The 14,740-nt window shown below is 68.2% G+C and carries 12 protein-coding genes; 5 read left to right on the top strand and 7 right to left on the bottom strand.

Annotation, left to right across the window (positions count from 1 at the left end):
- Nucleotides 1-320 precede the first annotated feature (320 nt).
- Genes BM150_RS18170 through BM150_RS18150 form a run of 5 tightly spaced genes read right to left on the bottom strand, consistent with a single transcriptional unit; the run spans nucleotide 321 to nucleotide 7,483 of the window.
- A complete protein-coding gene (locus BM150_RS18170; RefSeq protein WP_092928511.1) occupies nucleotides 321-1,079 on the bottom strand; it encodes a sirohydrochlorin chelatase in 759 nt (252 codons plus the stop codon).
- Entirely contained in the window at nucleotides 1,076-1,399 is a 324-nt protein-coding gene (gene nirD / locus BM150_RS18165; protein ID WP_092928510.1) for a nitrite reductase small subunit NirD, read from the bottom strand. Before nirD ends, BM150_RS18170 begins: the two co-directional genes overlap by 4 nt.
- Entirely contained in the window at nucleotides 1,396-3,939 is a 2,544-nt protein-coding gene (gene nirB / locus BM150_RS18160; RefSeq protein WP_175496899.1) for a nitrite reductase large subunit NirB, read from the bottom strand. The genes nirD and nirB overlap by 4 nt, the downstream gene beginning before the upstream one ends.
- A complete protein-coding gene (locus BM150_RS18155) occupies nucleotides 3,936-5,393 on the bottom strand; it encodes an FAD-dependent oxidoreductase (RefSeq protein WP_092928508.1) in 1,458 nt (485 codons plus the stop codon). Before BM150_RS18155 ends, nirB begins: the two co-directional genes overlap by 4 nt.
- Nucleotides 5,390-7,483 (bottom strand): molybdopterin oxidoreductase family protein, encoded by a 2,094-nt coding sequence (locus BM150_RS18150; protein ID WP_092928507.1) that lies wholly within the window; start codon nucleotides 7,481-7,483, stop codon nucleotides 5,390-5,392. Before BM150_RS18150 ends, BM150_RS18155 begins: the two co-directional genes overlap by 4 nt.
- Before the next feature lie 253 nt (nucleotides 7,484-7,736).
- Between BM150_RS18150 and BM150_RS18145 the strand changes: the two genes are divergently transcribed.
- A complete protein-coding gene (locus BM150_RS18145; protein WP_245755584.1) occupies nucleotides 7,737-8,564 on the top strand; it encodes an SIR2 family NAD-dependent protein deacylase in 828 nt (275 codons plus the stop codon).
- Between the two features lie 389 nt (nucleotides 8,565-8,953).
- A complete protein-coding gene (locus tag BM150_RS18140) occupies nucleotides 8,954-10,219 on the top strand; it encodes an NlpC/P60 family protein (RefSeq protein WP_217641735.1) in 1,266 nt (421 codons plus the stop codon).
- Nucleotides 10,220-10,397: 178 nt separating this feature from the next.
- On the opposite strand, the gene BM150_RS18135 is transcribed toward BM150_RS18140, so the two are convergent.
- Nucleotides 10,398-10,892 carry a MarR family winged helix-turn-helix transcriptional regulator gene (locus BM150_RS18135; RefSeq protein ID WP_217641743.1) on the bottom strand — a complete coding sequence of 165 codons (495 nt, stop codon included), beginning with the start codon at nucleotides 10,890-10,892 and terminating at the stop codon, nucleotides 10,398-10,400.
- 170 nt (nucleotides 10,893-11,062) lie between these two features.
- Between BM150_RS18135 and wrbA the strand changes: the two genes are divergently transcribed.
- The 3 genes from wrbA to BM150_RS18120 all read left to right on the top strand — a co-directional run bounded on the left by wrbA (nucleotide 11,063) and on the right by BM150_RS18120 (nucleotide 13,385).
- Complete coding sequence (wrbA, locus tag BM150_RS18130; protein ID WP_092928505.1) at nucleotides 11,063-11,677, top strand: NAD(P)H:quinone oxidoreductase; 615 nt, start codon at nucleotides 11,063-11,065, stop codon at nucleotides 11,675-11,677.
- Between the two features lie 119 nt (nucleotides 11,678-11,796).
- On the top strand, nucleotides 11,797-12,765 hold the full coding sequence (locus BM150_RS18125; RefSeq protein WP_092928504.1) for a ring-cleaving dioxygenase: 969 nt from the start codon (nucleotides 11,797-11,799) through the stop codon (nucleotides 12,763-12,765).
- Nucleotides 12,762-13,385, top strand: coding sequence for an alpha/beta hydrolase (locus tag BM150_RS18120; RefSeq protein WP_092928503.1), 624 nt, complete (start codon nucleotides 12,762-12,764; stop codon nucleotides 13,383-13,385). The genes BM150_RS18125 and BM150_RS18120 overlap by 4 nt, the downstream gene beginning before the upstream one ends.
- A gap of 52 nt (nucleotides 13,386-13,437) precedes the next feature.
- On the opposite strand, the gene BM150_RS18115 is transcribed toward BM150_RS18120, so the two are convergent.
- A complete protein-coding gene (locus tag BM150_RS18115; protein ID WP_092928502.1) occupies nucleotides 13,438-14,658 on the bottom strand; it encodes a hypothetical protein in 1,221 nt (406 codons plus the stop codon).
- Nucleotides 14,659-14,740 lie beyond the last annotated feature (82 nt).

The following is a 14,740-nucleotide window of genomic DNA, read 5'->3' as shown; positions in this document are numbered from 1 at the left end:
GCCCCCGCGTCGATCAACGGCCCGGCCAGCTTCACGCCGCCCACGTCGTCGATCCTCCTCGCGGAGTTGCCGTTCTCCGGGGCCAAGGTGACCACTCCGAGTCCCAGTACCACCTTGAAGTCCGCGAGCGAGATGCCGGAACCCGCCGGAACCCGCCGGAACCCCGTTCTCCCAACTCGGGCCGTTGGAGTTCTCCCGTACCTTACGGATACTCCCTCAAGGAGTTCGGGATCTACCGGAGCTGACAGCTGTCCTCCGAGCGGTTCCCGCCGCGGTGTCGCCGAGTACCGAGCCTCCGCGGTACTGGGCGGCACCTTCCGTCACGCCGTGGGCGCCACCGCGGAGCGCGCCGGGTCACCACGACACGCATCGAGGTAACGCCGGACGATCAGTCCTGCCACCTCGGAGTGGCTTCCCAGCGGTTCGGCCACCGCCTTCGAGGGCATCTCCCGCAGCCAGCGGTGGAACAGTCCGGGAGCCAGCAGATAGGGAGCGACGAACTCCCCGCCGCCTCCGCGCGCGCAGACCTCGGAGGTGCGTGGTCGCGCCGAGGTGATGTAGGTCGCCGGTAGTGGTGCGCCGCCGGGCCGAATCAGTTCTCCGAGCAGGCCCGCGGCACGATCCACATCGCCGAGCGCGTGTTCGTCGGAGGAACCCGCCGCGGCGAACACCACCGGATCGCCGGGGCGCCAACCGGCCTCCCGCAATCTGTGCAGCATCACCCGCGCCAACTCCGGTGCCGGGCCCACCGGCTCGGTCACCCGCACCTCGGTGTCGTGCCCGCTGTCGGCGAGCTGGCCGGGAAGATCGGTGCGCACGTGATAACCGGAGGCCAGAAAGGCGGGAACGGCCACGACCCGCCCGCTGACTCCCCGCAGTGCTTCGGCCACCGTGGGACCGACCACGTCCACATTGGCGGTACGTACCGGCACGCCCAGCCGGCCCCCGGCGGTGTGGGCCAGCTGTCGGATCACCCGCCCACCCCGCGGGTCCCGGGTGCCGTGGGCCACCAGCAACAGGGTGGCGCTGCTCTCCGAGGGGCCGTTTCCGGCTTCCGGGGACTCGCACGGGCCGGTCAACTGGTTCCCACCTCGACGACACCGGCGCGACAACGCACGGGATAGGTCGGCAGCCTGGTTTCCGGATCGTCGAGACACTTCCCACTGCGCAGCGAGAAGACCTGTTTGTGCATCGGGGAGGACACGGTCGGTTCCCCCCGGCGGTCCCCGACGATGCCGCGGCTGATCACACCGGCACCGCTGAAGGGATCCACGTTGCCCAGTGCGAAAAGTTCGTCGTCCCCGGTGCGGAACAGCGCCACGGTGTGTCCCCGCACGAGTGCCGCCACTCCGAAATCGGTGGGAACGTCGGGTTCTCGACAGACAGCATGCCACCTCATGCCGAAACCTCCTCGGCGACTTGGTCCTGTCCGGGTTGGGCGACCGGCATCGGAAGATCGATCGGTTCGGGGCGGATCTGGCCGCGTTCCTCGGTGAAACTGATAGTGGGGTCGGGCGAGTCCGGTGCGTTGACGAAGGACACGAACCGCGAGAGCTTCTCGGAGTCGTCGAGCACCGCCCGCCACTCGTCGGTGTAGTTCTCGGTGTGGCGGGCCATGGCCGCCTCGAGCTCGGCGGCGATGCCCAGGCTGTCCTCGACCACCACCTCGCGTACGTGTTCCAGCCCGTTGTCGAACGACTCGATCCAGCCCGCCGTCCGCTGCAGACGTTCGGCCGTGCGGATGTAGAACATCAGGAACCGGTCGATCAGCCGGATCAGTTCCTCGTTGGTCAGGTCCGAGGCCAGCAGCTCGGCGTGCCTCGGACTGAAACCACCGTTACCGCCCACGTAGAGGTTCCAGCCGCGTTCCGTGGCGATGACCCCGAAGTCCTTCGACCTGGCCTCGGCGCACTCCCGCGCACAACCGGACACCCCGGCCTTGATCTTGTGGGGAGCTCGTAGCCCCCGGTAGCGCGTCTCCAACCGGATCGCCATGGTCACCGAGTCCTGCACGCCGTAACGGCACCAGTCGGTGCCCACACAGGATTTGACGGTTCGCAGGGCCTTGCCGTAGGCATGGCCCGATTCGAATCCGGCGTCCACCAGCCTGCGCCATATCTCGGGAAGGTGCTCCACCCGCGCCCCGAACATGTCGATCCGCTGACCACCGGTGATCTTGGTGTAGAGGCCGAACTCGGTGGCCACCTGCCCCAGCGTGATGAGCTTGTCCGGTGTGATCTCGCCCCCCGGTACGCGGGGCACCACGGAATACGTGCCGTTGCGCTGCATGTTGGCGAGGAATCGGTCGTTGGTGTCCTGCAGTCCCGCCTGCTCGTCGTCGAGGATGTGCGAATTCACCGAGCTCGCGAGAATGGAGGCCACCGCCGGCTTGCAGATGTCACACCCCCGACCGGCGCCGTACTCGGCTATCAAACGGGAGAACGTCGTGATGCCGGTCGCTCTAACGATCTCGAACAGTTCCGACCTGGACTGCGAGAAGTGTTCGCACAGCGCGTCCGAAGTCGCCACTCCCGCTTCGTCCAACAGGTTCTTCAGCATCGGAACACAGGAGCCGCAACCGGTGCCCGCCTTGGTGCACGACTTGACACCGGCCACGTCCTCGGCCGCTCCCGAGGCTATGACCTCGGTGATGTCCGTCTTGCGCACGTTGTGGCAGGAGCACACCGTCGCCTCGTCCGGAAGCACCCCGGTGCTCGGACCACCTGCCTGCGCCGCGGGTAACAGCAGCTGTTCGGGCGGGCCGGGCAGTGCGGTTCCCGTCAGCGGCCGCAGCGTGTCGTAGGCACTCGCGTCGCCGACCAGCACACCGCCGAGCAGCGTGCTCGCGTCGTCGTCCAGCACGAGCTTGGCGTAGGTGCCTTCGGCGTTGTTGGCGTAGACGACTTCCAGTGCCCCCTCGGAAGCACCGTGCGCGTCACCGAAGCTGGCCACATCGACCCCGACGAGCTTCAGCTTGGTCGCGCCGTCGGCGCCCGGGAACTCGGCCTCGCCGCGTTCGGTGAGTTGGTCGGCCACCGCCGCGGCCATCCGGTAACCGGGAGCGACCAAGCCGTGGCACTGTCCCCGTACCGCCGCGCACTCGCCGATCGCCCAGACACGCGGATCCTCGGTTCGGCAGTTGCCGTCGACCAGAAAACCACCGCGCTCCCCGAGCGGCAGTGCCGCCGATTCGGCGAGCTCGTCGCGAGGTCGGATTCCGGCCGAGAACACCAGCAGCCCCGTCTCGATCTCGGTGCCGTCGGTCAACGTCACCGAGCCGAGTCCACCGTGCTCTCCGGCGTGGGCACCGGAGGTGGCCACCCCGGTGTGTACTTCGAGTCCCAGGTCGCCGACTAGGCGTGCCAGCACGGCTCCACCGCCCTCGTCGACCTGCACCGGCATGAGTCGTGGCGCCACCTCGACCACATGGGCACGCATCCCGAGAGCCCGGAGGGCGTCGGCGGCCTCCAGCCCCAGCAGCCCGCCTCCGACCACCACGCCGTCGGTGCCGGGGACAGCCGCCGAGCGGATGCCGTCGAGATCCTCCAGCGTGCGGTACACGTGGCAGCCCTCGAGCTCGGAACCCGGAACCGGTGGTACGAACGGGCGCGATCCGGTCGCCAGCACCAGCGCGTCGTAGTGCAGCGTCTCACCGTTCGTGGTGGAGATCGTTCGGGTGACGCGGTCGATGTCGGTGGCGCCCACTCCGGTGCGCAGCTCCACCCGTGGATCCCCCTGAGTCCCGGAGGTGAGCAGGCTCAGCTCCTCGGCGGTGGACTCGGTCATGTAAGAGGACAGGCCCACCCGGTCGTAGGCGGCGTGCGGTTCCTCACCGAGCACCACGATTCGCCAGTTCTCCGCCGGGTCACGTTCGCGGATCTCCTCGACCAGCCGGTTTCCGACCATGCCGTGTCCGATGATGACGAGTGTCTTGTTCACGCCGCACCCTCCTGTTCCGGGGAGTCGATTCCGCTCGGGACGCGTTCGGTGGTCGACGCGGCCAGTGAGCCGCACAGTTCGCGGACGGCGCCGGTGCAGCTTCCGCATCCTGTGGTGGCACGCGTGGCCACGGCGAGAGCGGCCACATCCCGCGCTCCGTCGTGGTAGGCCGCTGTCAGCGTCGATCGGGATACGTTGTTGCAGTGGCACAGCACCGGATCGGCCGGTACACCGCCCGCTGTTCCGAATCCGGTGGGCAGATCGAGCAGCGTCGCCAGCCGGTCGGAGGGAACCGGCATGCCGGTGTCGTGCAGCTGACTGAGCGTGGCGATCGCTTCCGGCAGACCGAGCAGCGTGGCCGCCACCAGTCGGTCCTCGCGCAGTGCCAGCCGCGCGTAACGCCGTCGTTTCGGATCGTTGAACGTGACGTGTTCGACCTCGTGGCTCTCTCCGGTGAGCACTTCCGGAGACCCGATCGAGGCGAGTTCGAGCCCTGCCCCCCGAGCACGCACGATCCCGCCGGATTCGCGGGGCCTTCCCGAAGCCCCGCCGCTACCCCACAGCAGGGTTGCCGCCAGCGTCTCGGCCTGTTCCCACCAGCCGCTCAGCGAATCGTCGAATCCAGTCGGGGGCGCGGCACACCCTCCCAGCGCGTGAATACGTGGGTCACTGCTTCGCAGCTCACCGTCGACCGCGACACCCCGGGAGAGTCGAAGTCCGGTATCGCCTGCCAGTGCCGTGTCCGGCAGCGTTCCCGCGCGCAGTACCAGCGCGTCGGTGGAAACCGCGGCGCCCGACGACAGCACCAGTTTGCCCGGCAGCAGCTCGGTCGCGGTCTCGTCCGACAGGACGGTCACTCCGTTGTCGAGCAGTGTCCCGGCGACGATGTCTGCCGCGGCCCGATCCAGCAGTCGCGGCATCAGCCGCGCACCACGGTGCAGCAGCGAGACCTCGTATCCGGCCGTGGCCAGCGCGTGTGCCGTCTCAACCCCGTCCAGACCGCCGCCGAGCACGGTGACCGAGGCGTCGGCCGCCAGCTGACCGCGCATACGACCGCACTCGTTCGGGTGGCGCAGCGGCCAGGTCCCCTCCGCCGGTGAGCCGTTGTCCGAGACTCCCGGCAGGTCCGGCACAACGGTGCGAGTTCCGGTGGCCAGCACCAGAACGTCGTAGCCGTAAGCGTCACCGCGCTCGGTACGTACCCGTCTCCGGGTCCGGTCGATGCTCGCGATCCGAGTGTTCCGGTGAACCCGCACGGGGGAGGGGTGTTCCGGTAGTGCCGCGAGCTCCGGGGCGAGCCCGTTGGTCAGGACGGTGGGCAGCAGGGCGGGATTGTGGGGGTTCTGCTCGGCGGCGTCGAGCACGGTGATGCTTCCCGGGTAGCCCTGTTCCGTCAATCGTTCGACCAGCCGGTGTGCGGCGGGACAGTGCCCGATGATCACGAGTCGTGTCATGCGCTCGGCTCCTCGGCACTCGAGATCGAGACGGCCGCGACCTTGAACTCGGGAATCCCACTGCGGGGGTCGAGCACGGGGTTGGTGAGCAGGTTCGCGCAGCCGGCACCGGCGTAGTGGATCGGCAGGAAGAGCGTGTCCGGCCGGATCGAGCCGTCGAGCCGCGCCCGCGCGAGCGTCGCACCACGGGCGGAACTCACCCGTGCCAGCTGTCCGTCGTGCACGCCCCTGCGTGCCGCGGTGTCCGGGTGCAGTCGTACGAACGATTCCGGTTCGGCCGTGGCGAGTTCGTCGACGCGCCGGGTCTGCTCACCCGTCTGGTAGTGCCCCGAGATCCTGCCGGTAGTGGCCACCAGCGGGTACTCGTGATTCGTGTCCTCAGCGGGGCCGTGCCAATCGACCGTCGCGAAGCTGGCTCTGCCGTCCGGGTGGGCGAACGATTCCAGGAACAGGCGAGGAGTTCCCGGATGCGGGGTCGAGGCCTGCTCGTCCGGCGCTGTCGGGCACGGCCAGTGCAGTGCCTGCCCGGAGTCGAGACGCTCGTAGTCGATCCCCGAGTAGTCCGCGGGACCACCGGCCGAGGCGCGTGCCAGTTCGTCGAAGACCGTGCTCGGTCGTGTCGGGAACCGGCTCTCCGGTTGCCCGAGGCGAGTCGCCAGTCCCCGCAGTACGTCCAAATCGGATCTGGCACTTCCCGGAGGTGGCAGCAACGCCCGTCGGCGCAGCACCCTTCCCTCCAGGTTGGTCATGGTGCCCTCTTCCTCGGCCCACTGCGTGACCGGCAGCACCACATCGGCCATCCGCGTGGTCTCGGAGGGGAGGAAGTCGGCGACCACCAGCAGGTCCAGTCTCGACAACTGCGCCCGTGCCAGCCCGGCGTGGGGCGCCGACAGCACCGGATTGGCGCCGAACACGAGCAGCGCCCGGATACCTTCCGGGGTTCCCGCCGACTCCAGCAACCGAGTGGCAGGCAGGCCGGGACCCGGCAGGGTTTTCTCGGCGACTCCCCACACCTCGGCGACATGTGCGCGTGCGGCCGGGTCGGTGATGGAACGGTAGCCGGGCAGCTGGTCGGCCTTCTGCCCGTGCTCCCGACCGCCCTGCCCGTTTCCCTGCCCGGTCAGACAGCCGTACCCGTTGCCCCTCGTGCCGGGGAGACCCAGCACGAGGGCGAGGTTGATGAACCCGGACACGGTGTCGGCGCCGTCACCGTGCTGTTCGGCGCCCCTGCCGGTGAGCACGTAGGAACTCCGTGCTCGAGCCAGCATCCGCACCGCTCGCCGCTGTGCCGAGACGGGCACTCCCGTAATCCGTTCGACCCGTTCCGGCCACCAGGTCACCGCTCGGGCCCAGGTCCGCTCGAATCCGGTGGTGCGTCGTGCCGTGTACTCCGAGTCGTGCCACCCCTCGGTCACCGCGATGTGCAGCAGTCCCAGCGCGAGCGCCAGGTCGGTGCCGGGGCGCGGCCGTAGATGAAGTTCGGCCCGTTCCGCCGTGGCGCTGCGGCGTGGATCGACGACCACCAGCCGGGCCCCTTCGAGGTGCTGCATCAGTGGCGGCATCGTCTCGGCCGGGTTGCCGCCCGCGAGCAGGATCACCTCGGCGTCGCCGAGGTCCGTGACGGGGAACGGCAAACCGCGATCCACCCCGAAGGCCGCGTTACCAGCGGTCGCCGCGGCGGCCATGCAGAATCGCCCGTTGTAGTCGATACGGCTGCTTCCCAGCGCCAGCCGGGCGAACTTTCCCAGTGAGTAGGCCTTTTCGTTGGTCAAACCTCCGCCGCCGAAAATCCCCACAGCGTCCGGACCGGACTCGGCGATGATCTCCTCGAGGTTGGTCGCGATCCGGTCCAGCGCCTCCTCCCAGCCCACCGGAGCGAGCTCACCCCGCTCGGTACGCAGCTGCGGCTCGTACAGGCGGTCGGCGCTTCCCAGGACCTCGGGGGCCGTCCACCCCTTGCGGCACAGCCCACCGCGGTTGACCGGAAACGACGACGGTGAAACCGATACCGCGCCCTCGCGGTCGCTCAGCTCCGTACCGCACTGCAACGCGCAGTAGGGGCAGTGGGTAGCAACTTGGTCTCGCGCCATTCGCCGCCTCCCGAGGTCCGCACACGGGCGCCGTCGGCGCCGCGATTCGACTCTTCCGTCGCAGCCGACGGATTCGTTGGAAACTCTAGGGTGATCGTGTTTCGCGGCCCAGTGTCTCGTGTTGCGCTTCGGAAAAGGAGAGTTACTCGAATTTCACGGGGTGATCGCGACCGTGTGCGTTCGATCCTCGTCGCGGTACAGCTCGATTCACCTCCCGGGCGTCACCCGGAACCGGCGTGCGACCGTGGTGGGCGTGGGCGAGTGCGACGAGGAAGACGCGGCGGGTTGGCGACGGGCCTGTGAACTGGTCGCGGCCGCCCGCAGGATCACGGTGTTGACCGGCGCGGGCATCTCGACCGGGGCGGGTATTCCCGACTTCCGGGGGCCGAACGGTGTCTGGACACGTGATCCGCGGGCACAGCGCCTCAGTGATATCGACAGCTACCTGGCCGACCCCGAGGTGCGCCGTGCGGCTTGGCGCAGTCGGGCGCAGCACCCCGCGTGGGAGGCCGAACCCGGCCCCGCTCATCGGGCTTTCACCGAGCTGGCGAACTCCGGAAGACTCCGTGCGCTGCTGACGCAGAACATAGACGAGCTGCACCAGCGCGCCGGGCTCGATCCGGAGCTCGTGCTGGAGTTGCACGGTTCCATGTTCGGTACCGTGTGCCTGGAGTGCGCTGAGACCGGGACCATGCGTGCCGCGTTGCGGCGCGTGGCGGAGGGTGATCCCGATCCCTCGTGCGAGCGTTGTGGGGGCATCCTCAAGTCGGCGACCGTCTCCTTCGGTCAGGCGCTGGATCCCGAAGTGGTTCGTTCCGGGCAACGAGCCGCGATGGACTGCGAGTTGTTCTTGACCGCGGGTACCTCGCTGACGGTGCATCCCGCCGCCGGCTTCGCCGAATTGGCGGCACGGGCCGGTGCCGATCTGATCGTCTGCAACGCCGAGCCCACTCCCTACGACGACCAGGCCGCCGCCGTGTTGCGCGGTAACCTCGACGAAGTTCTTCCCCGGTTGCTCTCCGTGCCCACGGTGCCGAACTCCAGTCCGCTGCGTACCTGGGGGGATCCCAGCACCTGGTGAGCCGCTCGGGGGACTTCCCTCGGAGATTCCGTTCGGCGCGGCCCGGGGAGTCCCGGCGGAACCTCACGCCGGTTCCCGTCCAGGGGAACTCCCGATCCTCCCGGGACTTCAGTTGTGGTGGGGCTTGGCAACGATGTCCCACGTTTGAGTGAAAGTGGGCGTGTCGGCGTGGCTCGTCCCGTCCCCGACACGAGCCGTCATGGCACATTCCGTGATCGAAATGCCGCCCGGTGCGGTGAGCCGCATCGGCCCAACGGATGTCCTCGGCTTTTCGGGAGGTGACGGTCATGCCGCGTTCCCGCTGTGGTTACCGTCCCGCGGGAGCCGGTACCGCCCGACAGAGCCGTCGGCCGCGGTGCGGGGTCGTCGCGGGATTCCCTCGTGCTCTCGTGCTGTTATTCGTCGTCGTGCTGACCACGGCGATTCCTGGCGCCGCGTTCTCGGCGCCCGCTCAACCGCCGAATCCCGATCCACAGCGGATCAGGGAGGAACGCGCCGAGGTGCGTCACGCCGCGGATCGGGTTCGCGTCTTGGCGCGGCGTCTCGACGATGTCGAATCCGAGTTGGCCGGGTTGTCCGCTGTGGTCGGCCGCAGCCTGGAGCGGGTGAACAAGGCCAGGATAGACCTGCGTCGGGCTGAGCGGGCAGGCCGTGCGGCCGAGAGAGCGGCACGAGCCGCGACGGCAGCGTCGGAGGCGGCGGACAGGCGACTGGTTCGCAGCCGAGACCGGATGGACGATTTCATCGAGGGGAGTTATAAGCAGGGAAGCGTGCTCGGCTCGATCCCGGCGTTCGTGGGCGCCGACGATGCTGGCGACGCCCTGGATCGTGCCAGCCTGCTGCGGGTGCTGGCCCGCTCCCAGCTCGACGTTCTCGACGAGCTTCGTGCGGCCCGCGTGACCAAGGCGAACCAGGACGCCGCGGCGCGCGAGGCCGCTCTAGAGGCCGAGCGGAAGCGCCGGGCTGCCGAGCGGGCCCGCGTCGAGGCCGAGACGGCTCGTCGGAAGGCGGTTTCGGCCAGGGAATCCCGACGGGAGGAGGTCGCGCAGCTGCGTGCCGAGCGCGAGAGCGCCCGGCGACGTCTCACGGCGGCGCGTGCCGAGGTGGAGACGCTGCTGGCTCAGCGGGACAGGCATCGCCGCTGGCTGGAGGCCGACCGCGACGAGCCTCGACCCCCCGTTCCCGCCGGGGATTCTCGATCCCCGGATCGGGCCGAAACCGGTAGTGCCGCCTCATCCGCTGTGGAAACCGTGGTCTCGAGAGCGCTCTCCCAACGAGGGGTCACCTATGCGTGGGGTGGTGGTGATGCCGACGGTGCTACGCGAGGCATACGCGACGGCGGCGTCGCCGACGCGCACGGGGACTACCGCAAGATCGGATTCGACTGCTCCGGACTCATGGTCTACGCCTTCGCGGGCATTGGCATACGGCTGCCGCACTACAGCGGCTATCAGTACCGTGCGGGCGAGCGAGTGCCGCTCGCCCGCAAGCAACGCGGGGACATGCTGTTCTGGAACGACGGCGGCGGTGTGCACCACGTGGCGCTGTACCTGGGAGACGGACGAATGGTCGAGGCTCCTTACTCGGGAGCTCGGGTGCGGGTGACCGAGGTGAGGTACGCCGGGATCGCTCCCTACGCGGTACGGCTGCTCTGATGTGAACGGGGCCGACCACCCAGCGCAGGCGGGGGCCGCCCGCGAACCCCACCGCCGCGTTCGAGGTCGGCAACCCGGGAATCAGCGGGGACGACGACCGCGTCGCCGTTCGTACACGGGAACTCGCCGCGCCGGGCGGCGATTCGGTGGAGCCCCGGGCGGTGATCAAGTTCCCGTGTCAGTCATCCGCGTTAGCAGTACGCAGCGTGCGCATGGCCATGGCCAGTTGCTCGGACGTCTCGGGGCCCAGGGGCCCCAGGACCGTGCGACGCAGGATCTCCGCACAGGCACTCTTCGCCGTTTCGGCTGTCACCCGACCGTGGTCGGTCAGTGTCACGTAGGTGACGCGACGGTCGGTGTCGCAGGGCTCCCTGCGGATCAGATCCGCGGCCACGAGCCGGTCCGCCACCTTGGTGAACCCTCCGCTGCTCAGTGCCGCTTCCCTCGCCAGCTTGGTCATCGGCATACGGCATTCCGGAGAGCGCACCAACCTGACGAGGATGTCGAAAGCGCCCGGGGTGAGTCCGAACCGCTCGTTGATTTCGGACATGAGTCGTTCCTGCGTCACGTGATACCCCTCGATCACGAGTCCCCACCAGGTGACGATCTCGTCGTCTTCCGCCTCCTGACTCGCCGTGCCGGGGTCGACGGCGGTGATGTCCTCGGTTCCCACCTGGCTGCCTTTCTTCGTGTGGCTGTTTCGTCTCCGTAGTCTAACGGCCACCAGGTTAACCTTTTCTCGGAAACTTCTTGCGAAGAAGATGCTTCGTGGTAGTATTCTTCTTGTGCATAGGAAGGCGTCGACCACAGGGGCGGCGCCCGACATTCGAAGGAGTCGTACTGATGAGCGGTCCGGTCAAGCTCGCGGTCGTTTACTACTCGGCCACCGGCGTCGTCGCCGAAATAGCCAACGCGTTGGTCTCCGAAGCCGAAGCCGCCGGTGCCGAGGTCCGGTTGCGGCGGGTCGCCGAACTCGCTCCGGACGAGGCCGTGGACGCCAATCCCGCGTGGCGCGCGAATCTCGAAGCCACCAGGGCTGTCGCCGAGGTGACCCCCGACGACCTGGTCTGGGCCGATGCCGTGATCTTCGGTAGCCCCACGCGTTACGGCAACGTGGCGGCCCAGCTCAAGCAGTTCATCGACTCGCTGGGACCGCAGTGGCAACAGGGGTTGCTCGCGGACAAGGTCTACAGCGGATTCACCTCGACCTCGACCAAGCACGGTGGTCAGGAGTCCACGCTGCTCGCGTTGTACAACAGCGTGCACCACTTCGGCGGGATCCTGGTCGGCCCCGGTTACACCGATGGCTCGAAGTTCGTCGACGGCAATCCCTACGGAACCAGCCACGTCGACGGCCAGGGACAGTTCAAGGTCGACGGCGAGACCAGGCAAGCGGCGTCAGTGCAGGCTCGTCGAGTCGTCAACGTCGCCCGAGCCCTGCGGGACGGCTCGGCCTGAGTCCCCGTTCGTGAGGCCCGCCGGGAGCCGCGGGATCGGTGTTGGAATCCGGCTCCGCCCCCGTGCCCCGGCGGGTTTCCGCGCCGAGCACCAATCGCTTCCTCGTTCGGAGGGCTGAAATGGGTATCGCCACCAGTGGACTGCACCACGTGACCGCCATCGCGGGGAATCCGCAGCGCAACGCGGACTTCTACCTGCGTACTCTGGGGCTTCGGATGGTCAAGACCACCGTCAACTTCGACGATCCGGGCACCTACCACCTCTACTACGGTGACGAGTCCGGCCGGCCCGGCACGTTGATGACGTTCTTCCCGTTCCACGGAGCTCCACCCGGTAAGCACGGCAACGGTCAGGCCACCGCCACCGCCTTCTCCGTGCCGGAACGATCCATGGGCTGGTGGCAGCGCCACCTCACCGACGCCGGGGTCGAGGTCGGTCCGGTGCGGTCCCGCGACGACGAGGAAACGTTGACCTTTCGGGATCCGGACGGGCTCGCCCTGTCGCTGGTCGCGCACCGGCAGCCGGATCCCCGCGCCCCCTGGGACAACGGCATCGTTCCGCCCGAACACGGGATTCGCGGGTTGCACTCGGTCTCGCTCTCCGTCGACGACGTGGACGCAACCGCCGGGATGCTGACCGGAATGGGGCTCTCGTTGTCCGAGCAGCAGGACAATCGTTTCCGCTTCGCGGCGGGTGACGGCGGCCCCGGGACCTACGTCGACGTGCTGGTGCGTCCCGGTGCCGAGCGAGGTCTGGTCGCCGCCGGTACCGTGCACCACGTGGCCTGGCGAGCGCCCGACGAGTCGACGCAGGCGGCCTGGCGTTCGGAACTGGTCGAGAGCGGTGTCTCGGTCACGTCAGTGTTGGACCGGCAGTACTTCCGATCGGTGTACTTCCGCGAGCCGGGCGGAACACTGCTGGAGATCGCAACCGACGAACCCGGCTTCACCGCCGACGAACCCCTGCTCGAACTGGGACGGGCACTCAAGCTCCCGCCATGGCTGGAACCCAGCAGGGAACAGATCGAGGCAGCACTGCCCCGACTGGACCTGCCCAGTGAGAACAACCCGGAAAGGCCGGTCTCATGAGCACTTCCGAACTGCCGCTCCGCCACGAGTTCACCGAAGGTGACCCGCGTTCACCGGCACTGCTGATGCTGCACGGGACAGGTGGCACGCCGCGTGACGTGGCACCGCTCGGATACCGGATCGATCCCGAAGCGGCGCTGCTGTCCCCCGCCGGCAGTGTTTCGGAGAACGGGGTGGCGCGGTGGTTCCACCGGTACGAGGAGGGAGTGTTCGACGAACAGGACGTCCTCCGCAGGGCCGGGGAACTGGCCGAGTTCGTCGAACGGGCTCGCGACCACTACGGCATAGCCGATCGCCGTTTGGTCGCCGTCGGATTCTCCAACGGCGCCAACATCGCCGCGGCGCTGACGCTGCTGCGCCCGGACGTGCTCACCGAAGCCGTGCTGTTCGCCGCGATGTCGCCGCTCGTCGACACACCGCGCCACTCCCTGACCGGAACCCGGGTGTGGATGTCCAACGGCGAACGCGACCCAATGGCGCCGATGGCCTCGGTGAACCGACTCGTCGGAACGCTGCGTGACCGCGGGGCCGAGGTGACCACGCACCGCCATACCGGCGGACACGACATCACGGCGGAAGCACTGCGGGAGGCAGCCGACTGGTTGCGTCAGCGTCACTGAACCGGTTTTCGGGCTGTCCGTGCGCTGAACTCGTCGCGGTGCTTAAGCGGGATCACCGCTTGCCGCGGTGGGCCGCCGCCCGAAGCGAGATCCGCTTGATCCGGCGGTACGCTCCCAGGGCGATCCGCAGCGTCGGGTGCCGGTCGCTGGACAGCACCAGGCTCTCCCGCAATCCCGGAGCTTTTGGTGCTTCCGGTGCCGGGGGAGCTTTCGGTTCCGGCCGCGCTCGTTGTCGCGCCGTCTCGCTTCCGATTACCTCCGCCAGCGCCTCGATCGCCACTTCGGCCAGTTCGGCCGTATCGGGGTGATCCGGGACCACCTCGGGGCCGTCGGTGACGGCGGGACGGAGTTCATCGAGGTCGCCGATTACCTCGTAACCCCTTTCCGCCAGTGCCTCGGTGATCCGCTCCGATTGTTGTCGCAGCCATTCCCGGTGTTGTTCGGGTACTTCGAGCGGATTGCGGGCCTTGCGGCTTCCCAGGATCTCTTCCGCCAGGTTCCGCTTCACACGTCGGTCGTGCGTGGGCCAGTCGATGTTGCCGTTGAGCCGTTGGTTCAGTCGACGGATGAGTTCCGTCTCGGCCACGCCCAGTGAGCGGTTCCGCTGCTGTACCCGGGTGTCGTACTCCTCGGGGCGCAGTCCCAGGAGCTCGGCGAAGCGGTGCCATACGAGGTCGGTGGAACTGCCGGCGGGAGGCACCGTAACCACGTGGACCCGTTCGGGGGGGATCGACCGACCCCATTTGGCCAGGATCTCGGGGACGTCCTGCCGGTGCCAGAACAGCTCGCTGAGCATGTCCGGTTCGGCGACCGTACGCCGTACTCCGGCCACGAACTCCTCGAACGATATCGTGTGCCGGTTTTTGACGTCCTCCTGCCACACGGCGGGTAGCTGACGCTGCAGGTCCCGCACCGTGCAGACCAGGTGAACCTCGGCGAAGGAAAGATCGGCCATCGCGCGTTCGATCTGTTCCGGGGTGGCCGTGCAGAACAGCTCGTGCGAAATGACTGCGGTCGCGGGCCCGTCGGCAGCCTGCTTGACCAGGTTTTCCCAGGCGTTCGGGACGTTGTCGTCGAACCAGTCCGCCTGGAACTGCGTGTTCTGCAGATCCATGGCAGCGTGAAAGTGCGCGTCGGGGCGAGTGCCCGGATAGTGAACGCCCGCTTCCCGCAGGGCTTCCCTGTTGTTCCAGAGGATCTCCTGCAGGTAGGTGGTTCCGGTCTTGGGGGAACCGATGTGTACGTAGACTCGGTTGGCGTCGGTGTCGCTCATGTGATCATCTTTCATGCGATTCCGGAATTGTGGAACACCCACCGGCATATTCGGTAAGGCCCCGACCTAGGCCAGTAGGGAG

The organism is Actinopolyspora alba (assembly GCF_900112765.1).
Lineage (GTDB): Bacteria > Actinomycetota > Actinomycetes > Mycobacteriales > Pseudonocardiaceae > Actinopolyspora > Actinopolyspora alba.
The sequence above is the reverse complement of the archived record's forward strand: the minus strand, read 5'-3'. Positions and strand labels throughout refer to the sequence as shown.

What these genes read in the sequence shown, in the direction of transcription:
- BM150_RS18155 (WP_092928508.1), bottom strand. Translation starts at nt 5,393, where the DNA reads ATGACACGACTCGTGATCATCGGGCACTGTCCCGCCGCACACCGGCTG.
- BM150_RS18150 (WP_092928507.1), bottom strand. Translation starts at nt 7,483, where the DNA reads ATGGCGCGAGACCAAGTTGCTACCCACTGCCCCTACTGCGCGTTGCAG.
- nirD (WP_092928510.1), bottom strand. Translation starts at nt 1,399, where the DNA reads ATGAGGTGGCATGCTGTCTGTCGAGAACCCGACGTTCCCACCGATTTC.
- BM150_RS18115 (WP_092928502.1), bottom strand. Translation starts at nt 14,658, where the DNA reads ATGAGCGACACCGACGCCAACCGAGTCTACGTACACATCGGTTCCCCC.
- BM150_RS18120 (WP_092928503.1), top strand. Translation starts at nt 12,762, where the DNA reads ATGAGCACTTCCGAACTGCCGCTCCGCCACGAGTTCACCGAAGGTGAC.
- wrbA (WP_092928505.1), top strand. Translation starts at nt 11,063, where the DNA reads ATGAGCGGTCCGGTCAAGCTCGCGGTCGTTTACTACTCGGCCACCGGC.
- BM150_RS18125 (WP_092928504.1), top strand. Translation starts at nt 11,797, where the DNA reads ATGGGTATCGCCACCAGTGGACTGCACCACGTGACCGCCATCGCGGGG.